Origin of the sequence: Arthrobacter sp. FW306-05-C (genome assembly GCF_021801725.1) — a bacterium.
GTDB lineage: Bacteria > Actinomycetota > Actinomycetes > Actinomycetales > Micrococcaceae > Arthrobacter.
Genome location: NZ_CP084556.1, coordinates 3,296,502 through 3,316,628, shown reverse-complemented (window position 1 = coordinate 3,316,628; position 20,127 = coordinate 3,296,502). Strand labels below are relative to the sequence as shown.

Below are 20,127 nucleotides of genomic sequence, written 5' to 3'. Positions count from 1 at the left end.
GCGGGGCGGGGTGGTCAGGGCTGGCGGCAGTGGCCGGATCAGGCGGGTGAGGCTTGATGAAGTTGCGTGAATCCATGCTGGTTGGGTCTGGGTGGTCCACCGGAAATCAGCCTGGCTGCGGGGAAGCAGCCACCTACCGCGTATCCACGTCCTCAAACACCAGGAACGTCTGCGTGTCGAGCACGCCGGGCATGGTCTGCAGCTGGTCGAAGATGACCCGTCGCAGATCGATGTTGTCCACGGCGCGGACCAGCAGGATCACATCGAAGTCGCCGCCCACCAGTGCGATGTGGTGCACCTCGGGGATGGCGCCCAGCTGGTCACGGAGTTCGCGCCAGGAGTCCTGCTTCAGCTTCAGCGTCACATAGGCGGAGGACTTGAGCCCGGCCTTGATCGGGTCCACCAGCGCGGTGAAGCGGGTCAGCACGCCGTCGGAAGTCAACCGGGAGATCCGGGAGTAGGCGTGGGCCCGGGAAATGTGGACGTTCTCCGCGACCTGCGTCACCGACATCCGGCCGTCGCGGGTCAGTTCGGCAATGATCCGCCGGTCAATGTCATCGAGCGCAACCTCGGCTGCAGCGTCCTTGCCCGGCATTTTGTCCACGGCCCCCATCGGTAATCCACGTCACAGTTACAAATCGTCTCCCATAGTAGGCAGTTTGGAGCAGCTTCTCCACGATCTGCGCAGGTGCTGGATACGAAACCTGCTGCAGGACCATACTGGGAGCGAATAGTGGCTACCGAAGGACGGACCAATGACGATCTCCGCAGACCACACCGTGCCGGACACCGCCAGCCCGCAGGAAGCGCCGGAAAACGCGCTGAACGAGGCTGTAAAGAAGTTCGGCATCACGGTGGAGGACTACATGCTCCCCGCCCGGCACCAGATCCAGATGGTGGACCCGGACGGCCGGCTCAAGCCCGAAGGCGAGCAGGGCACCCAGCCCGGCCACGAATACCCCGTGCCCGGCGACAAGGAACTGCTCGAAGCGTACGAACGCCTCGTCGTCGGGCGCCGCGTCAACGACCAGAACTCCGCCCTGGTCCGGCAGGGCCGCATGGCCGTCTACCCCTCCAGCCATGGGCAGGAAGCCTGCCAGGTGGCCGCCGCCCTGTGCCTCTCCGACGGTGACTGGATGTTCCCCACCTACCGGGACGCCGTCGCCGTGATGACCCGCGGTGTGGACCCCGTGCAGGTGATGACCATCTTCCGCGGCGACTGGCACGGCGGGTACGACCCCCTCAAATACAAGGTGGGCATCCAGTGCACGCCGCTGACCACCCAGCTGCTGCACGCCGTTGGGGTGGCCCACGCCGCGAAGCTCCGCGGCGAGGACACTGTGGTGCTGGCCATGTGCGGCGACGGTGCCACCAGCGAAGGCGACTTCCACGAAGCCCTGAACTTCGCCGCCGTCTTCCACCTGCCCGTCATCTTCTTCGTGCAGAACAACAAGTACGCCATCTCAGTGCCGCTGGCGCACCAGTCCGTGGCACCGTCGCTCGCGCACAAGGCTGTGGGCTATGGCATGGCCGGCGAACGCGTGGACGGGAACGACGTCGTCGCTCTTCTCGCCGTCTTGGACCGAGCCGTCAAGCTCGCCCGCGAAGGCTCCGGACCGCTGCTGGTGGAGGCCAACACCTACCGCATGCAGGCCCACACGAACGCCGACGACGACACCCGCTACCGGGAAAACAGCGAAGTTGCGGAGTGGCGGGCCAAGGACCCCGTCAACCGGATGCGCACCTACCTGACGGACCGGGGGCTGCTGGATGACGACGGCGAGGCCCGGATCCGCGAGCACGCCGAGGCGGTTGCCGCACAGCTGCGCGAAGGCCTCAGCGAGGACGTTCCCGTGGACCCGCAGGAACTCTTCCGCCACGTCTTTGACCGGCAGACCCCGCAGCTGAAGGAACAGTCCGCCATGCTTGCCGACGAGCTGGCCAGGGATGCAGCAGCAACTGATTCGAAGGAGGCCGGCAAGTGAGCCCCACCATCACCACCTCGTCCGAGGCCAACGGCAACGTTTCCGCCGCCACCGCCCGGGCCGCCGCTTCCGCTGCTGCGTCCGCCGAAGCCGCCGGCCCGCAGCCGGTCACCATGGCCAAGGCACTGAACACCGCCCTGGCCGACGCCATGCAGGCAGACTCCTCCGTGCTGGTCTTCGGCGAGGACGTAGGGCTCCTGGGCGGCGTCTTCCGCATCACCGACGGGCTCACCGCCACGTTCGGCGAGCAGCGCTGCTTCGACACCCCGCTGGCCGAGTCCGGCATCGTGGGCATGGCCGTGGGCATGGCGATCAACGGCATGCGGCCGGTCATCGAAATGCAGTTCGACGCGTTCGCTTACCCGGCCTTCGAACAGATCGTCAGCCACGTGGCCAAGATGCACAACCGCACGCGCGGAATGGTGAAACTGCCCATGGTCATCCGCATCCCGTACGGCGGCGGCATCGGGGGAGTGGAGCACCACTGTGACTCCTCCGAGTCCTACTACGCCCACACGGCCGGCCTGAAGGTCTACACCCCGGCCACAGTGGCGGACGGCTACCGCATGCTCCGCGAAGCCATCGACTCCGACGATCCGGTGGTCTTCATGGAGCCCAAGAAGATGTACTGGACCAAGGACTCGGTGGACTTGGGCGAGCTGCGCCGGCTCCACGACTCCCGCGGGGAAGGTACGACGGCGGGACTTGGCTCTGAGGGGCGTGCCGCCGTCGCGCGTCCCGGCACGGACGCGACGCTGATTGCCTACGGTCCGTCCGTGCCCACCGCTTTGGCTGCCGCCGAGGCCGCTGCCCTGGAGGGGCGCTCGCTGGAGGTCATTGACGTGCGGACCATCGTGCCGTTCGACGACGAGACGGTGTGCGAGTCTGTCCGGAAGACCGGCCGGGCGGTGGTGATCGCCGAGGCGCACGGCTTCGCATCCGTGTCCTCCGAGATCGTGGCCCGGGTGCAGGAGCGCTGCTTCCATTACCTGGCCGCGCCCATCCGCCGCGTGACCGGATTCGACATCCCGTACCCGGCGCCCAAACTCGAAAAGTACTACCTGCCCGGCGTGGACCGCATCCTCGACGCCGTTGACGACCTTCAGTGGGAGAACTGACCATGAGCGAACCACGCGTGTTTTTGTTGCCCGACCTGGGTGAGGGCCTCACTGAAGCCGAGCTCGTGTCCTGGCACGTGGCCGTGGGCGACGAGATTGCCGTTGACCAGCCCATCGCCGAGGTGGAGACCGCCAAGTCCGCGGTGGAGGTGCCGTCCCCCTACGCCGGGATCGTCACCGAACTGCACGGGCAGCCGGGGGAGACACTGGACGTGGGGAAGCCGCTCATCTCTGTTATGCCGCTCTCCGTCGGTGTTGGGAACGACGCGGATGATGCCGCCCCCGCCCCTTCGCCGGACGACCATGCTGCAAGCAGCATGTCGTCCGGCACAGGAAGGCCCGATGCCACTCCCGGGGCGGCATCATCCGCGTCGGCTGCGTCGGAGGCGGCAGCCGAGACCTACCGGGAAGAGGAGAAGGCCGGGTCCGGGAATGTGCTGATTGGGTACGGCACTCCAGGCGGTCATGGTGTTGCCCGGCGGACCCGTGCGCGGAAGTCTTCTGTGGCGGTGGCTGAACGGACCGAGGCCCCTGCCGCGGAGTTGTCCAAGGAAGACGAGCTCACCCTCCTGCGGACCCGGGTGCCGGGCAAGCTTGGCGCCGTCATCTCGCCGTTGGTCCGCCGGATGGCGCGCGAGCACGGCGTGGACTTGGGAGAGCTTTCCGGTTCCGGCGAGAGCGGGCTGATCATGCGCCGCGACGTGGAGGCTGCGATGCGGACCGAAGCGCCTGTGGCTGAACCTGAGGCCAAGGCGGTGGAGGCGCCGGAGCGTCCGTCTGCTCAGCCGGCCGAATCCTCGGCGGGCTCGGCCACCGACTCCCGTACCGGACTTCCCATTTCTGCACGCACGCCGGTCCGGGGTGTCCGGAAGGCCGTGGCCAGCAACATGGTCCGCAGCCGCTCGGAGATCCCGGAGGCGACCGTGTGGGTGGACGTTGACGCCACGGCCCTTCTGGAGCTCCGGGCGGGGCTGAAGGCCAACGGCACCGAGGTTCCCGGCCTGCTGGCGTTCATCGCCCGGTTCGTCACCGCGGGGCTGAAGAAGTACCCGGAACTGAACACGCGGATCGAGACGGCTGAGGACGGGTCGCAGGAAATCGTGTCGTTCGACGGCATCAACCTGGGCTTCGCGGCCCAGACCGACCGCGGCCTGGTGGTGCCTTCCGTCCGCGGTGCCGAAAAGCTCAGCGCCCGCGAACTCGACGCAGAGATCCGCCGGCTCACCCAGGTTGCGCGAGACGGCAAGGCGACGCCGACCGAGCTGGGCAGCGGCACGTTCACCCTGAACAACTACGGGGTGTTCGGCGTTGACGGTTCCGCGGCCATCATCAACCACCCCGAGGTGGGCATCCTGGGCGTGGGCCGGATCATCGACAGGCCGTGGGTGGTCAACGGAGAGCTGGCCGTCCGCAAAGTCACCGAACTCACGCTGACGTTCGACCACCGGGTCTGCGACGGCGGCACGGCCGGCGGCTTCCTCCGCTTCGTGGCAGACGCGATGGAAAACCCCACCTCGCTGCTGGCGGACATCTGAGCCGCGCCGCTGGCCCCGCTCGACGCGTATAAATATGGGTAAGAAGTACGACGGTGGCGCGTGCCGCCGTCGTACTTCTTCAGGCGGTCGCCGTTACTTGGCCCTGACGTTGTAGTAGAGGATGACGCCGTTCCAGCCGGTCTCGGCTGCCAGGACGCTGTTGCTCCACACCAGAGGCTGGTTGTTGTACCAAAGCGGCAACGCGGGCAGTTCCCTGAAAAGCACTTCCTGCGCCTGGTTGAACTTTGCATTGGCCTGTGCCGGGTCAATTGACCGCAGGCCTTCTTCGAGCAACCCATCGAACTCGGGGTAGGAGAAGTTTTCAAGATTCGCAGATGCCCCTGTACTCCATTCAAGGCCCAAGAAGTTGTACAACGAGGGATAGTCGCCTTGCCAGGCGGTGCTGGTCAGGCCGGGGAGGGACTGCGACACGCGCAGGTTCAGAAGATCCGCGAATCTGGGAAGCGCCTGGACCGCAGTCTTGATGCCCAGATTGTTTTCCATGCCTTTAGCGACGGCATCGACCCACTCCTTGTTGCCGCCGTCAGTGTTCGTTGTGAAAATGAGGGGCTTGCCGGCGTCGTACGGCTTTAGGGCTTCTGCCTGCTCCCACAGTTTCTTGGCCTTGTCCGCGTCGAACTTCAAGACATCATTACCGGGAATCGAATCCGAGTAGCCGTCCAGTACCGGCGAAGTGAATTCTGTGGCGGGCGTGCGTGTGCCGTTGAAGATCACCCGGGTGATCTCTTCCCGGTTGATGGCGTGGGATAACGCCCGGCGGCGCAGCTTCCCCGCTTCGCCCTGGAAGTTTGCGTTATAGGGCGGAATTACCAGGGCTGCGTTGACGGCCACCGGCCTGGCAGCATTCCGGGTTTGAAAGTCACTTTTATAGGTCTTGAGTGGCGTTGGCGGGCCCGGAAGAGCTTAAGGATCGATTAAGCCTCCTGGGGGATTCTTGAGACATCAAAGCACCGGAACCCGGAGCTCTTTCGCAGGACCGATCACACCACCGGTCATTCGACAAATTCCTCGCCGAACCGGCGAAAGCCTGAACGGAAAACGGTCAGGAAACCCAGCCGTCCCCCGCGGGGTGGCATCGCATGAAAGGAGCAGTACAGTGTTCACGCTCAAAGGACACCATCGCATCACCGGTATCGTCAGGCTGGCTAGTTCATCATCTTGATTTATTAGCAGAACTTTAGCCTCGACCTCGGAGTGCCTGGATGAACTCACGTCAACGGCCAGGGCGGGGCAGGCACCTGGTACTTGCTGATCGCGGCCTTCGCCTGCTCATACCGGGATCCGCTGGACATGAGCATGTCCTGCTCCATGAAGCTGAACCCAAACAGCCCGTTTACCTTCAGTTCCGCCATTTTGACGTCGTTGAAGAAACCGGCCATGTCGGCATCATAGACAGCCAGGGAGTTATTGTCGGGTTTGTAGTGTGCCAGCAGTGAAAAGCCGTTGCCGTAGCCGTGGAGTGCTTTCACCATCCACGTGGACTGCTCCACGTTCCCGCTGTTGCCCATTGCCTGGAACGACTGGAAGTCCGATCCATCCATGACGTCCTTGAAGAACGGAAGCATTGACCTTCCACCGCCCCTTGCCGGGTCATCGAAGTTGGCAGCCCAGCCGCCCCAGGTCAGCGCAACCTTTGAATTGGGGGCGTATTTATGGAAGGTGTCTTTGGCCTCGCGGTAGGCATCCTTCAAGGCTCTGTAGTAGTTCTGGCCCGTGTCCCAGTAATTCCCGTCCTCGTGGCACGGGTAGGTCTGAAATTCGGTGAACATGGAAACGTACAGCGGCGGGCCGTCTGCTGGGCCGCCCGTGTTCTTTGCCAACCGCACCATGTCGGCCTGGAATTCCCGTGACAAGGGGTAGCTGGCGCCGCAGACCTTCCCGTACTTTGTCTGCACCATGCCGGCGTCCGGCCACCCTTTCGGTCCCCAAGTATCGGTTGTGTATCCATCCCAGATGACCAGATGCATGGCTTTCCCTGCGGCGTAGATCTGCGGTGTCACGGAGGTGCGGAATTTGTCGAAGAACGCCATGTCGGTCCGGTAGTTGTACCAACTGGTAATCATGTTGACTGGCACTTCCTTGACGATTGGCTTGTCCAGGGCGCCATAGGCCTGTGATCCCACACCGAAAAGAAAACCCCCGTGGATCTGCTTCGACTGTTTACCGGGAGGTCCCGAAGTTGTGGAGGGAGCCGCTCTATCCGGGGGTGGCGACGGTATGCATCCTGCCAGGAGAAGGCATGCTGCGAGCACAACAGCGAGCAGCCGCCGCGGCACTGGCGTCCGTCGGCCAGGCAGGTCACGCGCGGACGGTCTGTTGCGGAGGCACCTCCACTGCCGCTTTCGGTCCATGCGATCCATCCTCCCGGTCGCCCAGGCAGGAACTTTAAGGGACAGCCTGGGCCGCCCCCGCGTCAAGCTTTAGGGGCACGCAGATAACGACAATCAGTGCCGGGCAGAGTCGACTGTCCGACACTGTCGATATTGCCCCTTGCTCAGGTCCTGCCGCCACAGCAAAGGTCCTGAAAATGTTGATTACGGGAGATTAGGGGGTTTTGCTCCGGTTGGCGGTTTTAACCTTCCAATGGGGCCCATGCCGTAACCTTGTGAGGATAATTCCTGTTGCTTGGGCGGACACCTGGGAGGGCCTGCCCGGCGTTCCTTCCGGAAACACGCCCCGCAGGAACATGCCTCCCCGGTCTCACAAAAGGGTCAGAACTTTGCCAACTTCAGCTTTGCAGGCTCCCAAGCTCGGTCCGCTCGAAAACCTGGGCTGGACTGCCCTGTCCATCACTGCCGCTGCAGTTCTGCTTCCGGCAATCGGGGTCAGGGCGCTGTCCCGTGCAGTCTTTCCCAAACCTGCCGCAAATGCTGACGAGCGCCATTACCTGATCCAATAGCAGCAAAGGTTTTTCCAAGGATTTGGCTTTATAGCGCTTTTGGGGGTCCTGCTGCTGGCTTCTTGTGGCTAGAATCGGGGCGGGGGTCAGCTGGTGATTCCCGGCTGTCCGCGCTGAGCCGTCCTGGGGTTGGCGCTCGTCCCTGAGGATGCCCGCCCATGTTCCATTTCCGGCCCTTGGCTGCCGCCGCAACCGTGCTGGCCGCCGTCGTGGCTAATGCCGCGCTGATGGCCCTCCCCGCACACGCAGACGAACTGCCCATTCGGGACGCACCGCCGCGGTCAACCCCTGCCGCTGTCCCCACGGATCAGTTCATCGTGCGGATCAAGGGGGGACGGGGGATCGCCTCCGAGGCGACAGCCACGGCAGAAGCCGCCAGGTTAGCGGCCGGAAAAGTCGGCATCTCCGCCCGAAACGTCAGGTCCGCCGCCACGGGAGCGCAGGTCATCAAGACCAGCAAGGCCCTCCCTGCCGCGGACGCCACGGCTTTCCTGGCTGCGCTCAGGGCAGATCCCACTATCCAGTCCGCCGAACCCGACGTCGTTGTGCAGGCGACAGCGGTAGCCCCCAATGACCCCGGCTACACTGCGCAATGGGGCCTGTGGGAAGACGCCTCCGGCATCCGGGCTCCTGGCGCCTGGGACGTGAACCGCGGTACAGGTGCCGTGGTGGCCGTGGTGGACAGTGGCATCACCAGCCACTCGGAACTGAATGCCAAAGTCCTGCCTGGTTACGACATGATGTCCAACGCGGACTGGGCGCGCGACGGTGACGGGCGCGATCCCAACCCGCAGGATGAGGGCGACTGGATGGGCGCGGATGAGTGCGGCGCCGGAACCCCGGCGTCCATCTCCTCATGGCACGGGACCCATGTGGCAGGGACCATTGCAGCGGCCGGCAACAACAATGACGGCATCACGGGCGCTGCTCCTGAGGCAAAGATCCTCCCCGTGCGGGCCCTTGGCTCCTGTGGCGGCTACTCCTCCGATGTAGCGGACTCCATCATTTGGGCCGCCGGCGGAACCGTCCCCGGTGTTCCCGCGAACCCTAACCGGGCGCAAGTGGTCAACCTCAGCCTCGGCGGCATAGGCACGTGCTCCGCCATCGAGCAGGATGCCATCAACTTCGCCTACAACGCCGGCACCGCAGTGGTGGTGGCGGCAGGAAACGCGAACCGCCCCGCAGCAGATATGAGCCCGGCAAACTGCCAAAACGTCATCAGCGTGGCCGCAGCGGGACGCAACGGTGCCCGCGCCAACTACTCAAACTACGGAGCCGCCGTCGACATCACCGCTCCCGGCGGTGACCTTGACGTCGACAACACCTCGGGAATCCTGTCTACCTCCAACTTCGGGTCCACGGCACCGGAGGGTGAGGCGTACGAATTCCTGCAGGGAACTTCCATGGCGGCTCCACACGTGTCCGCCATCGCCGCGATGATGATGTCCGAAATTGGCAGCACCTTCACCCCGGAGATGGTGGAGAAGCGGCTCAAAGCCACTGCACGCCCACTGCCCATTGCCTGCCCCGAAGGCTGCGGCGCCGGATTGGCAGATGCTGCAAAGGCCCTTGCTTTCACCTCCGCCGACCTGCCCGCCAACACTGTCATCCCCGCAGCGGTGACGTTCACGGACAAGGACGGCACCGCCCAGGACACCTTCACCATCCCCACGCAGCAGGGCGTGGAGTACCTTCGGGATGGAAACGTGGTCCCGCCAGGCGTGCGCGCAGGTTCCGGCACCGTGACAGTCTCGGCCCGGGCACTGCCCGGCTACACCATGGCGGCCGGAGCCACCTCACAGTGGGTTTACACGTTCGCCACCACCACTGCACCCGTTCCCGGTTCGCTTATTACCGTCACCCCCTTCCGCGCGTTGGACACGCGCCAATGGTCTCCGGTTCCGGCGGACGGCACAGTCTCCTTCCAAGTGGCCGGCCAGTCCGGAATTCCGGCCAAAGTCTCGGCAGTGGTGTTCAACCTGACAGTGGCCGAAGCCCGGTCCTTCGGCTTCGTCACTGCTTATGCATCGGGCTCAGCCCGCCCAGACGCATCCAACCTCAACTTCGATACCGGCCAGATCGTGGCCAACTCGGTGACGGTTCCGGTGGGCGCTGATGGGAAGGTGACGCTGTTCAACAGGTCATCGGGCACCACGCACCTGCTGGCTGACGTTTCCGGGTACTACCTCGACGGAACGCCGACGGCGGGCGGTGCCTTCCAGCCGATTGCACCGGCCCGGTTCCTGGACACCCGGACCAGCTCTGCGGTGGCGCCCGACAGCACCACCTCGGTCCAGGTGGCCGGCAGGAACGGCCTCCCCGCCAACGTATCCGCTGTGGTGATGAACCTGACGGTGGCCGAGGCGAAATCCTTTGGCTACGTCACCGCCTATCCCTCGGGAGCGGCCCGGCCGGATGCCTCCAACATCAACTTCAAGGGGGGCCAGATCATCCCCAACTCCGTCACTGTCCCCGTGGGGGCCGACGGCAAAGTGGTGTTCTACAACCGCTCCAGCGGTGCCACGCATCTGGTGGCCGACGTTTCCGGCTATTACCTGGCTGGGAAGCCGACGGCAGGCGGCACCTTCCAGCCCATGGTCCCCACGCGTTTCCTGGACACCCGCCAGGGTTACCCGGCCGAACCGGACAAGGATGCGGCGTTCCAGGTGACAGGGGAGCACGGGATTCCTGCAGGGGCAACCGCCGTGGTGTTCAACCTGACGGTGGCCCAGGCAAACTCCTTCGGCTACATCACCGCGTATCCCACCGGGAAGTTCCGGCCGGACGTCTCCAGTGTCAACTTTTCGACCGGGCAGATCATTGCCAACTCCGTCACAGTGCCCATTGGTTGGTATGGCAAAGTCAGCCTCTTCAACCGGTCTTCGGGGAGTACGCACCTGGTAGCGGACGTCTCGGGGTACTTCCTGCCCGGCTGACAGCCGGCGTTCCGCCGCAGACCGTTCCTTCCATTTCCAAAGTACCGCGCGACGGGGGCCTTGCCGCAAGGCCCCCGTCGCGCCGCATACTGGCGGTCGAAAAGGAAGGGGACGGTTGGGTATGCACGACGTAGTAATAGTGGGGAGCGGCCCCACGGGGCTGATGCTTGCGGGCGAGCTGCGGCTGGCGGGGGTGGACGCCCTTGTCCTGGAGCGGCGACAGTCCCAGGAGTTGGCCGGCTCGCGTGGCGGCGGCATCCATTCACGCACCATCGAGCTGCTGGACCAGCGCGGCATCGCCGGCCGGTTCCTCGCCGAGGGCAAGACGCTTCAGACCGCCGCCTTCGGCAGCACCCAGCTGGACCTGACCGGCTTGCCCACGCGCCACCCCTACACGCTGGCTCTGTTTCAAAACCACATTGAGCGGCTGCTGCTTGAGTGGGTGGAGGAGCTGGGTGTGCAGATCCGTCGCGGCATGGAGGTGACCGGTGTTTCAGCGGACGACGCCGGCGCAGACGTAGAGCTCGCAGGCGAGGGGCCGGTGCGCGGCAGGTATGTCGTGGGCACCGACGGTGGGCGCAGCGTGGTGCGGCGTTCGGCCGGCATCCCGTTGGTGGGTGCGGATGCGACCCGGAGCAGCCTGATCGCTGAGGTGAAGGTGGCGGGGGAGCCCGGCCAGCAGGGGAAAGTGGACGCCCGGGGCATTCATGGACTGTACCCGATGGGGGACGGCGTGGTCCGGGTGGTGGTCACCGAGGCCGCGCTGGGCCCGGCCACCGAGCCAACCCTGGCCGACTTGAAGAAGGCTCTCATCGATGTGTTTGGCACGGACTTCGGTGTGCACAGCCCCATCTGGCTCTCGCGCTTTACCGACGCCACCCGGCAGGCAGTGGCCTACCGGAAGGGCAGGGTGCTGCTCGCCGGAGACGCGGCGCATGTCCACTCACCTACAGGTGGCCTGGGCATCGGGCTGGGGCTGCAGGACGCGGTCAACCTTGGCTGGAAGCTGGGGCAGGTGGTGCTGGGGATCTCAGGCGAGGAGCTGCTGGACACCTACCATGCGGAGCGCCATCCTGCCGGGGCCCGGTCACTCAAGTACACGATGGCCCAGTCCCTGTTCCAGAAGGCCGATCCCCGGCAGGAGGCCCTGCGCGACCTGCTGGACGAGGTGCTCCGCGTCGATGATGCCGGCGCCCCGATCGCAGCCCTGGTCAGCGGACTCGACGTCGCCTACGACCTGGGGCCCGGCCATCCGCTGCTTGGCCGCCGCATGCCCGACCTGGACATCACAACTGCCCAAGGTCCAGGCCGGGTGTACCAGTTCCTGCACCAGGGCCGGCCGGTGCTTCTTGAATTCAGCGGCCCGGTGCTGGAGCCGGGCGCATGGGCGGGCCGGGTGCAGCATGTCAGGGCAATTTGCGACGGCGCGTGGCAGCTTCCCGTGCTGGGCGCGGTGGATGCACCCACGGCGGTCCTGGTCCGGCCCGACGGTTACGTCGCCTGGGTGGGTGAAGGCTCAGTGGAGGGGCTCCCTGAGGCGCTTGCCACCTGGTTTGGTCGCAGTGGCGTTGGCTGCTGAGAGGTTGTTTGGGCCGCCAAGGGTGCTGCAGTTACTGGATCCGGCAGCTACTCCTTGGGGCCCGCGATGTTGACCAGCCACTGGATGCCGAACTTGTCGGTGCACATGCCGAAGGCGTCGCCCCAGATGGCCTTCTCCAGCGGCATTGTCACGGTGCCGCCCTCGGACAGCTTGTCCCAGTAGCCCCGCAGCTCGGCTTCATCGTCACCGCTGAGGGACACACTGAAGGTGTTCCCGGGGTTGTAGTCCATGCGGGCCGGAGTGTCCGATGCCATCAAGGTCAGCCCCGATGGGCCGTCAAGCTGTGCATGCATCACCAGGTTGTCCTCAGCGGGATCCTGGCTTGCATGAAAATCTGCGAACGTGCTCACGTTCAGCTCGCCGCCGAAGACGTCTTTGTAGAATTCCATGGCTTCCCGTGCGTTGCTGCGGAAGCTCAGGTAGGGGTTGAGGCGCGTGGGCATTTGGGCTCCTTCATGGACGGACATCGTTGTCAGCACGGCCATGCTAACAGCGCCGGGGAATGCCGAGAAGGGGTCCCGTCCGCAGGGTGGGGATGACCGAGAGCCCGGGCCGGCAGCGCCAGGCAGATGGCGCGTGACCGGAAGGTGAACAGGCGTTCATCCGCAAGGCGGGAGGGGTTAATTGCGCGAAAGTAGCTTGGGGGGCCCCGGCTATTACCAATTTGAGAGGCTCCCCCAATGAGTTCGTCCCAAGGACAACGAATCAGCAGGAAGCGGATGGCCGCCGCCACGGGCGCGGCGGCACTTGCAGCCTGCACCCTGACCGCAGGCTTCGCCGGCCCCGCCGCCGCCGATGGTGACGGCAGCACAGCTACTCCTATCAAGCACGTTGTGGTGATCTTCCAGGAGAACGTCTCCTTCGACCACTACTTCGCCACCTACCCCAAGGCGGCGAACATAGCAGGTGAAACCCAGCAGGGCACAGGTACCCCGGCGTCCGCATTCACCGCGGCGGGGGACACGCCCAAGGACATCAATACCTTGGCCAAGGCGGGCCTGCTGGCACCCAACAACCCAAACTCGGTCCAGCCTCCCCGGCTCTCGCCGATGCAGGCCGTCACGTGCGACCAGGACCACGGCTACACCGCCGAGCAAAAGGCCTACAACGGCGGGGCAATGGACCAGTTTGTCCAGTTCACCAGCCGCGACGCCTGCGGCACCAACCAGTACGGCCGCCCCGGCCTGACTATGGACTACTACGACGGCAACACCGTCACCGGCACCTGGAACTACGCCCAGAACTACGCCATGAGCGACAACCACTTCAGCACGGTCTTCGGTCCGTCCACCCCCGGCGCCCTCAACCTGGTTTCCGGCCAAACCCATGGCGCCAAGGAGTACACCGCCGCTGGAGCGCCCGTGGCCACGCCGGCAGCCGGCAGCAGCACCGTCCGCCAGCCCGATGCGAACGGAGTGGGCACCGTCATCAACGACCCCGACCCTGTCTACGACGACTGCTCCAACAACAGCCATGTCAAGAGCAACAACCTCGCTGGCATGAGCGGCACCAATATCGGGGACCTGCTCAACGCCAAGGGCACCTCATGGGGCTGGTTCCAGGGCGGGTTCACACCCACCACCCCGGCGACAGCGACCACACCGGCCTCCTGCCTGTCCAGCCACGCCAATGCCGCCAGCGCCTCCGTGGTGGACTACTCCCCGCACCACCAGCCGTTCCAGTACTACTCCTCCACGGCCAACCCCCATCACCTGGCCCCCGCCGCAGATGAGGAGATCGGCCACAACGGCCAGGCCAACCACCAGTACGACCTGACCGATTTCGAAAAGGTGGTCAACACAGACAACATGCCCGCTGTGTCCTTCCTCAAGGCGGGGATGTACCAGGACGGCCATGCCGCCTACTCGGACCCAGTGGACGAGCAGAACTTCATCACCAAAACCGTCAACCAGATCCAGCAGTCCAGGAACTGGGAGGACACCGCCGTCGTGATCGCCTATGACGACTCCGACGGCTGGTACGACCACGTGGCCGCACAGGTGAAGAATTCCTCCAACACCACAGACGACGCCGGCTGGTGCCAAAGTGCCGCGGCCGTAGGAGTGCCCATGGCCGGCGGCTACACCGACCGCTGCGGCCCGGGCCCGCGGCAGCCGCTGGTGGTCATTTCCCCGTACGCGAAGAAGAACTTCGTGGACCACACCCAGACCGACCAGGCCTCGGTCCTGCGCTTCATCGAAGACAACTGGAGCACCGGGCAGATCGGCGACTCTTCAGCCGACGCCGTGGCGGGATCGATTAGCGGCATGTTCAACTTCCACCACTCGCGGAACGACAAGGTGATGCTCGATGAGCAGACCGGCGCCGTCGCGTCCATTACCCATTCCAGTAAGGGCAGCGACACGTCCGGCAAGGGCTGCGGTCCGCAGTAAAAAGCGTACCCGCCGAGCCCGGCGCCCCTCCTGGGGCGCCGGGCTCTTCAGTGTCTCCTGTGATGCCCGAGCCGACGGTGCAGCTGCTGGTGAAGGGCACTGAGAGGGCGAAATCTTGTTGTGTCAGGTAGTCAAGGGGCCGCACGCGACAGAATCATTAATTGGGGGAAATTATTGGGGATTTAGTCCCTATGTCCGGGCACTGGGGAGCGCTAGGTGTATCGACCACGGAGGTTAGGAACATGCGGCGTGGTTAGGTGACAAAAAGAAGACCTCCAAGTGGAGTGGGGCTTGTCTAAGAGTCCGATCCACAAGGAGGTCTTCAATGTCCCATGCTAACGCGCTTCTGACGCCGAAGGGACGGCTCCGGCTGGCCCGGTGCATCGTCGATGACGGGTGGCCGCTGCGCCGTGCTGCTGAGCGGTTCCAGGTGTCGGTGACGACCGCAGCGCGGTGGGCGGCCCGTTACCGGGAGCACGGGGAGCACGGGACGGGTGATCGTTCCAGCCGGCCCATCAACTCCCCGCGTCGGACCTCCACGCGGCGGGAGCGGCGGATCGTCGCGATCAGAGTCAACCGGCGCTGGGGCCCGGCACGGATCGGCTATCTGCTGGGCATTCACCCCTCCACGGTGCACCGGGTGCTGTCCCGGTTTGGGCTGGCGAGGCTGGCGTGGATGGACCGGGCCACGGGCCGGGTGATTCGCCGGTACGAGCACCACAGCCCCGGGGACCTGGTCCACGTCGACATCAAGAAACTTGGACGGATCCCTGACGGCGGCGGACACCGCAGTGTCGGCAGGGCCGCCGGAAACCGGAACAAGACCGGTACCGCGGCGAACCGGAGACCGGGTCACGCCTTCTTGCACAACGCCGTCGATGATCACTCCAGGCTCGCCTACACGGAGATCCTGACCGATGAGAAAAAGGACACTGCGGCCGGATTCTGGGAACGCGCCAATGCCTACTTCGAGTCCCACGGGATCACTGTCAAACGGGTCCTGACCGATAACGGATCCTGCTACCGCTCCTACGCATTCAAAGACGCTCTGGGCCCGGACATCAAGCACAAACGCACCCGCCCCTACAGGCCTCAGACAAACGGCAAAGTCGAGCGCTACAACCGCACCATGCTCGACGAATGGGCCTACGCCCGTCCCTACGCCTCCGAGGCCGAGCGTGTTGCCGCTTTCGCCGACTGGCTCCATCATTACAATCATCATCGAGGCCACACCTCACTCAACGGTCAGCCACCGGCCAGCCGCGTCACCAACCTCTCAGGTCAATACAGCTAGGCTGGGACCAGGTCAGGCAGACGGTCCCCTCTGTTGCCGTCTCAGGAACCAACGATGCCGCGCCCGCCTGTTCATGCCGGGGCCTTGGCAGACCGCACCCCCTGTGACGCAACCCCCGCAAGCTGGCGCGGGTGTGGCCCAGGGAAATCCAGTTTCGGGGGTGGGCCACATTCGCGTCGTACCCTCCGGGAGCCAGCAGCGTCGCTGGCTCCCGGTCTGGTTTTTGGGGGACTTAATCCTCGAAGTGCGCCTTGGCTTCCTCCGGCGGTGCATAGCGGTTCACGAGGGACTCGGCCAGATCATTGAGCTTTTGGTTCCGGGTATTGGAGGCGCTGCGAAGGATCTCGAAAGCCCTGTCCTTGCTGCACTTGTTCTCCGCCATGATGATCCCGCAGGCCAGGTCGATCACGGTCCTCGTATCCATTGCCGCCCTGAGGTTCTCGGCACGCTGGTCAGCCGCCGCGATCCGGACGGCCAGGCGGAGCGCCTTGCCTGCCATGTCGGCGAACCGCACCCCGTCCGCCACGGCCTGCTCATCGAAGAGCCCACTGGCGGGAGCGAAGTAATCAAGGACCGCACCGGCATCGTCCTCCAAATTCATCGGGATGCCCAGCGATCCGCCCATGCCTGCGGCGGACAACGCGCTGCGATACTCCGGCCACCGCGGGTCCGACGCCACGTCACCCAGGAGAACGGGGGCGGCGCTTTCCAGGGCCTCGATGCAGGGGCCGTCACCCAGGCTTTGTTCAATGCGGTCAATTACCGTCGCCCGGCCGCTGCTTCCGCCTATGGTGGCCGTTCGCTTTCGCCGGTGCAGTGTCACGGCGCACTCAACGGGCACTCCAAGGGTGCCGCTCATGCTGGCCGCAGCAAGTCCGGTGAGACCGTCCAGCACGGATTTGATGTCCTCCATCCCAGCGACAAGATCCACAAGCCCTTCGAGGTCATCCACCATGTCCTGCTCAACCATGAGTTCACCCTAGAAGTGTGGGCTGGCAGCCACAAGGGGCGATATGTCCAGACCGGAAGTCAGCGTTCTCCCAGCCTCCTGTCAGTCCAGTTATGGAAACGTTATATATGCTTGCTTAGTGGTTTTGAGGTTGAGCAGTGGATTGATGTCAGCGCCAGATCGCCCGGCGGCGCCCGAAACGGGCATCATCGCCGGACGCAAGCATGCCTTGGACGGCCTCCGGACCGTCGCCGTCGCCGGCGTTTTCTTCTTCCATACCGCCACGGAGGCGACGCCCGGCGGGTCCATCGGGGTGGACGTGTTCTTCACGCTCAGCGGCTTCGTCATCACGCTGCTGATCATGAAGGAACGGCTCGCCACCGGTCGTCTCCATCTCGGCATCTTCTACGGCAAGCGCCTGGCCCGGCTCTGGCCGGCACTGCTGGTGCTCTGCGCGGTGATCCTCGCCGGCGGCTTCCTGTTCCCTGCCTCAGGCTGGGGCGGGCAGGCGGGCTTTGTCCTTCCGGCCGCCGCCTACGTGATGAACCTGGCCCACTTCGGCATGTTCGGTGACTCCATCGCCGGTGAAACGCTTGGCCCCACCTGGACCCTGGCCGTTGAGGAACAGTTCTACCTGGTGTGGCCGCTGCTCCTGCTGGTGATGCTCCGGTTCTTGAAGGTCCGCAGCGCAGCCGTCGCCACCGTGGCCCTGGCGGCCGCCTTCGTACTGAACCGGTTCCTGCTGGTCAACGCCGGCGAACCGCTGGACCGCATCTACAACGGTCCGGATACCCGGGCTGACGAACTGCTGATTGGCTGCGCCCTGGCCCTGCTGTTCACCGCCGTGCGCCACGGCTCGCGGCTGCATGCAGGGCTGCTGTCGGCATCCCGCTGGGCCGCGCCCCTGGCCGGCGTCGCCCTTGTGGCCGCACTGTTCCTGCTGAAGGAACCGGACACCCCCGGCACCTGGTTCAACGTGTTCTGGACGGCCGGGCCCGCCGCGCTCGCACTGCTGTCCGCGGTGCTGATCGGTTCCCTGGTCCTCCAGCCGGCCGGCTTCCTGTCACGCATCCTCAGCCACCCCTGGCTTGCCCGCCCCGGCCGCGACATGTCCTACGGCATGTACCTCTGGCACCTTCCGGTCTACCTGCTGCTGATGCCGCTGATCCCGGAACTGCCGCTCCGGATCGTCCTGACCGCGGCACTCACCGTGCTGCTGGCCTTCGCGTCCTTCCGCTGGGTTGAGCGCCCGCTGCGCCGCTGGGCGAACAAAAGGCTCGAACCCGCCGTCGTGCCTTCCACGACGGAGCCGTCCAAGACGCCCGTTTCCGCGTCGGCAGGCTGAACCGTTCGGCCGACCAAACGCCGGTTCTGGAAATCAGTGCGGGATGCTTTCCTGGTCGCGGTGCGCGGCGGGTTCGATCTGGAAGGTGGAGTGCTCCACGCTGACGTCGAAGTCCTGGGCCACGCAGCGCTGCAGATCCGCCAGGATGGTGGCCGAATGACCGTCACGCATGCACCCGTCCTGCACGGTGACATGTGCGGACAGGACCGGCACACCGGAGGCCACCAGGGAGGCGTGCAGGTCGTGGACGTCGATGACATGGGGCAGCGCCAGGATGTGCCGGCGGACCTCGGCCAGGTCCAGGCCCGGGGGAGTGCTTTCCATCAGCACATTCACCGTGTCCCGCAGCAGCTTCAGCGTCCGCGGGATGATCAGCACGCCGATGAGAAGGGATACGACGGCGTCAGCCCGGGTCCATCCAGTCAGGGCAATGACCAGCGCGGCGACGATCACGGCAACGGAACCGAGGGCATCATTGAGCACCTCGAGGAACGCAGCCTTCATGTTGAAGCTGTGGTGGCGGCCGGAGGCGAGCACCAGCAGCCCCACGGCGTTGCCGGCCAGGCCGGTCACACCGAACCACAGCATCAGTGAACCACCCACCTCCGGCGGTTCGAACAGGCGGCGGATGCCCTCCACGATCACGAAGCCGCCCACCCCCAGCAGCAGGGCAGCCTGCCCGGCCGCGGCGAGGATCTCGGCGCGCTTGTAGCCCCAGGTGCGCTTGAAGGTTGGCGGCTTCAGGGCCAGCGACGCCGCAATCACGGCAATGAGCAGCCCGGCGGAGTCGGTGAACATGTGCCCGGCGTCGGCCAGCAAGGCCAGGCTGCCGGTGAGGACCGTGCCCACGATCTCGGCAACCATCACCGTGAACGTGATGGCGAAAACCAGCAGCAGCTTGCCGCGCTGGCTTTGGGGATCGGCCACGTCGTGGCTGTGGTCGTGGCCCACGGGTCAGCCCTTCCCGATGGTCGGCAGGCCAAGCGGCTGCAGGCCGACTGATGTTGAATCAGGGCTGGCGCAGCCCGGGCAGCAGCCGTCCTGTTCGTCGGCGGCTTCCGCCGCGTGCGGAACAGTGCAGCACGCGTCCCCACGCCAGGCGTTGATGCCTTCACGGACGGCAATGCCCGCGATGACCAGTGCTGCGCCGGCGTCGGCCCACCACCAGCCCAGTGTGCTGTTCAGGACCAGGCCCACCAGGAGCACGGCGGAAAGATAGGTGCACAACAGCGTCTGCTTGGAGTCCGCCACGGCCGTCCTGGACCCGAGCTCCCGCCCGGCCCGGCGCTGACCCCAGGACAGGACGGGCATGATGAACAGGCTAAGCGCGGCAATCACAATGCCCGGCAGGGAGTGCTGCGCTTCCCCGGCGCCGGCCAGGGAGCGGATGGAGTCCACGGCCACGAACGCGGCCAGGGCGAAGAACGACACGGCAATGATCCGCAGCGTCAGGTGCTCGCGCCGCTCTGGGTCCTTGGCTGAGAACTGCCAGGACAGCGCCAGCGCGGAGGCTACTTCGATCACGGAGTCCAGGCCAAAGCCGATCAGCGCAGCTGAATCAGCTGTGCCGCCGGCCCACAGCGCCACGATGGCCTCGATGATGTTGTACGTGATGGTGGCCGCCGCGAAGAGCCTGATCCGACGGCTCAGGACCCGCCGCCGCTGGGTGCCGGCCACGTTGGGGGCGGTCATGCCAGGCACTCCCCGTCGGGTGCGCAGCAGGCAGGATCCACCGCCAGGACTACGCTCAGCAGGTCCTTGATGGCATGTCCGATCCGCGCATCCGCCAGCTCATACCGGCTCCGCCGCCCGTCCGGAACCGCAACCACCAGGCCGCAGCCGCGCAGGCAGGTCAGGTGGTTGGACATGCTTTGCCGGGATACGGCAAGGCTGTCCGCCAGGTCCGACGGATATGACGGACCCTCCGCAAGGGCCAGCAGCACGCGGGCGCGGGTGGGATCCGATACCGCATAACCGAACCGGGCCAGCACCGGAGCGTGGGTGAGGGTCTGCATGTCCTAAAGGTACAGCCGGGGCTGTATTCAGGCAAAG

At 65.3% G+C, this 20,127-nt stretch carries 17 protein-coding genes; 9 read left to right on the top strand and 8 right to left on the bottom strand.

Annotated elements, in window-relative coordinates; translation table 11 throughout:
* Positions 1-133 precede the first annotated feature (133 nt).
* A complete protein-coding gene (locus LFT44_RS15390) occupies positions 134-613 on the bottom strand; it encodes an Lrp/AsnC family transcriptional regulator (protein WP_373462155.1) in 480 nt (159 codons plus the stop codon).
* A gap of 142 nt (positions 614-755) precedes the next feature.
* Between LFT44_RS15390 and pdhA the strand changes: the two genes are divergently transcribed.
* The 3 genes from pdhA to LFT44_RS15375 are packed head-to-tail and all read left to right on the top strand — an operon-like array spanning position 756 to position 4,638.
* Positions 756-1,985: a pyruvate dehydrogenase (acetyl-transferring) E1 component subunit alpha gene (gene pdhA, locus LFT44_RS15385; protein WP_236799279.1), complete on the top strand. Its 1,230-nt coding sequence runs from the start codon at positions 756-758 to the stop codon at positions 1,983-1,985.
* A complete protein-coding gene (locus LFT44_RS15380; protein ID WP_236799278.1) occupies positions 1,982-3,103 on the top strand; it encodes an alpha-ketoacid dehydrogenase subunit beta in 1,122 nt (373 codons plus the stop codon). Before pdhA ends, LFT44_RS15380 begins: the two co-directional genes overlap by 4 nt.
* A 2-nt stretch (positions 3,104-3,105) precedes the next feature.
* Positions 3,106-4,638, top strand: a complete 1,533-nt coding sequence (locus LFT44_RS15375; RefSeq protein WP_236799276.1) for a dihydrolipoamide acetyltransferase family protein — start codon at positions 3,106-3,108, stop codon at positions 4,636-4,638.
* A gap of 93 nt (positions 4,639-4,731) precedes the next feature.
* Here the strand turns inward: LFT44_RS15375 and LFT44_RS15370 are convergent, their stop codons facing one another.
* Both LFT44_RS15370 and LFT44_RS15365 read right to left on the bottom strand, forming a co-directional pair.
* Positions 4,732-5,490: a peptide ABC transporter substrate-binding protein gene (locus LFT44_RS15370; protein ID WP_236799274.1), complete on the bottom strand. Its 759-nt coding sequence runs from the start codon at positions 5,488-5,490 to the stop codon at positions 4,732-4,734.
* A gap of 377 nt (positions 5,491-5,867) precedes the next feature.
* On the bottom strand, positions 5,868-6,722 hold the full coding sequence (locus LFT44_RS15365) for a hypothetical protein (protein WP_236799272.1): 855 nt from the start codon (positions 6,720-6,722) through the stop codon (positions 5,868-5,870).
* Between the two features lie 656 nt (positions 6,723-7,378).
* On the opposite strand from LFT44_RS15365, the gene LFT44_RS15360 reads away from it, so the two are divergent.
* The 3 genes from LFT44_RS15360 to LFT44_RS15350 all read left to right on the top strand — a co-directional run bounded on the left by LFT44_RS15360 (position 7,379) and on the right by LFT44_RS15350 (position 12,073).
* Positions 7,379-7,558, top strand: a complete 180-nt coding sequence (locus LFT44_RS15360; protein ID WP_236799271.1) for a hypothetical protein — start codon at positions 7,379-7,381, stop codon at positions 7,556-7,558.
* Positions 7,559-7,716: 158 nt separating this feature from the next.
* Positions 7,717-10,494 (top strand): S8 family peptidase, encoded by a 2,778-nt coding sequence (locus tag LFT44_RS15355; RefSeq protein ID WP_236799269.1) that lies wholly within the window; start codon positions 7,717-7,719, stop codon positions 10,492-10,494.
* Between the two features lie 121 nt (positions 10,495-10,615).
* Positions 10,616-12,073 carry an FAD-dependent monooxygenase gene (locus LFT44_RS15350; protein WP_236799268.1) on the top strand — a complete coding sequence of 486 codons (1,458 nt, stop codon included), beginning with the start codon at positions 10,616-10,618 and terminating at the stop codon, positions 12,071-12,073.
* Between the two features lie 47 nt (positions 12,074-12,120).
* Here the strand turns inward: LFT44_RS15350 and LFT44_RS15345 are convergent, their stop codons facing one another.
* On the bottom strand, positions 12,121-12,537 hold the full coding sequence (locus tag LFT44_RS15345) for a VOC family protein (RefSeq protein ID WP_236799266.1): 417 nt from the start codon (positions 12,535-12,537) through the stop codon (positions 12,121-12,123).
* A gap of 237 nt (positions 12,538-12,774) precedes the next feature.
* On the opposite strand from LFT44_RS15345, the gene LFT44_RS15340 reads away from it, so the two are divergent.
* Both LFT44_RS15340 and LFT44_RS15335 read left to right on the top strand, forming a co-directional pair.
* Positions 12,775-14,487, top strand: coding sequence for a phospholipase C (locus LFT44_RS15340; protein WP_236799265.1), 1,713 nt, complete (start codon positions 12,775-12,777; stop codon positions 14,485-14,487).
* 325 nt (positions 14,488-14,812) lie between these two features.
* Entirely contained in the window at positions 14,813-15,781 is a 969-nt protein-coding gene (locus LFT44_RS15335) for an IS481 family transposase (RefSeq protein WP_236799264.1), read from the top strand.
* Between the two features lie 232 nt (positions 15,782-16,013).
* Here LFT44_RS15335 and LFT44_RS15330 read toward each other — a convergent pair whose 3' ends face one another.
* A complete protein-coding gene (locus tag LFT44_RS15330; protein ID WP_236799263.1) occupies positions 16,014-16,751 on the bottom strand; it encodes a GAF and ANTAR domain-containing protein in 738 nt (245 codons plus the stop codon).
* 145 nt (positions 16,752-16,896) lie between these two features.
* Between LFT44_RS15330 and LFT44_RS15325 the strand changes: the two genes are divergently transcribed.
* Entirely contained in the window at positions 16,897-18,075 is a 1,179-nt protein-coding gene (locus LFT44_RS15325; protein WP_236799262.1) for an acyltransferase family protein, read from the top strand.
* Positions 18,076-18,108: 33 nt separating this feature from the next.
* Here the strand turns inward: LFT44_RS15325 and LFT44_RS15320 are convergent, their stop codons facing one another.
* From LFT44_RS15320 to LFT44_RS15310, 3 genes are read right to left on the bottom strand one after another with little or no spacing between them, the layout of a single operon-like run.
* A complete protein-coding gene (locus LFT44_RS15320) occupies positions 18,109-19,026 on the bottom strand; it encodes a cation diffusion facilitator family transporter (protein ID WP_236799261.1) in 918 nt (305 codons plus the stop codon).
* A 3-nt stretch (positions 19,027-19,029) separates the two neighbouring features.
* The gene (locus LFT44_RS15315) at positions 19,030-19,767 is read right to left on the bottom strand and encodes a cation diffusion facilitator family transporter (RefSeq protein ID WP_236799260.1); all 738 of its coding nucleotides are present in this window, start codon (positions 19,765-19,767) and stop codon (positions 19,030-19,032) included.
* Complete coding sequence (locus tag LFT44_RS15310) at positions 19,764-20,090, bottom strand: ArsR/SmtB family transcription factor (RefSeq protein WP_236799259.1); 327 nt, start codon at positions 20,088-20,090, stop codon at positions 19,764-19,766. Before LFT44_RS15310 ends, LFT44_RS15315 begins: the two co-directional genes overlap by 4 nt.
* Positions 20,091-20,127: the final 37 nt, after the last annotated feature.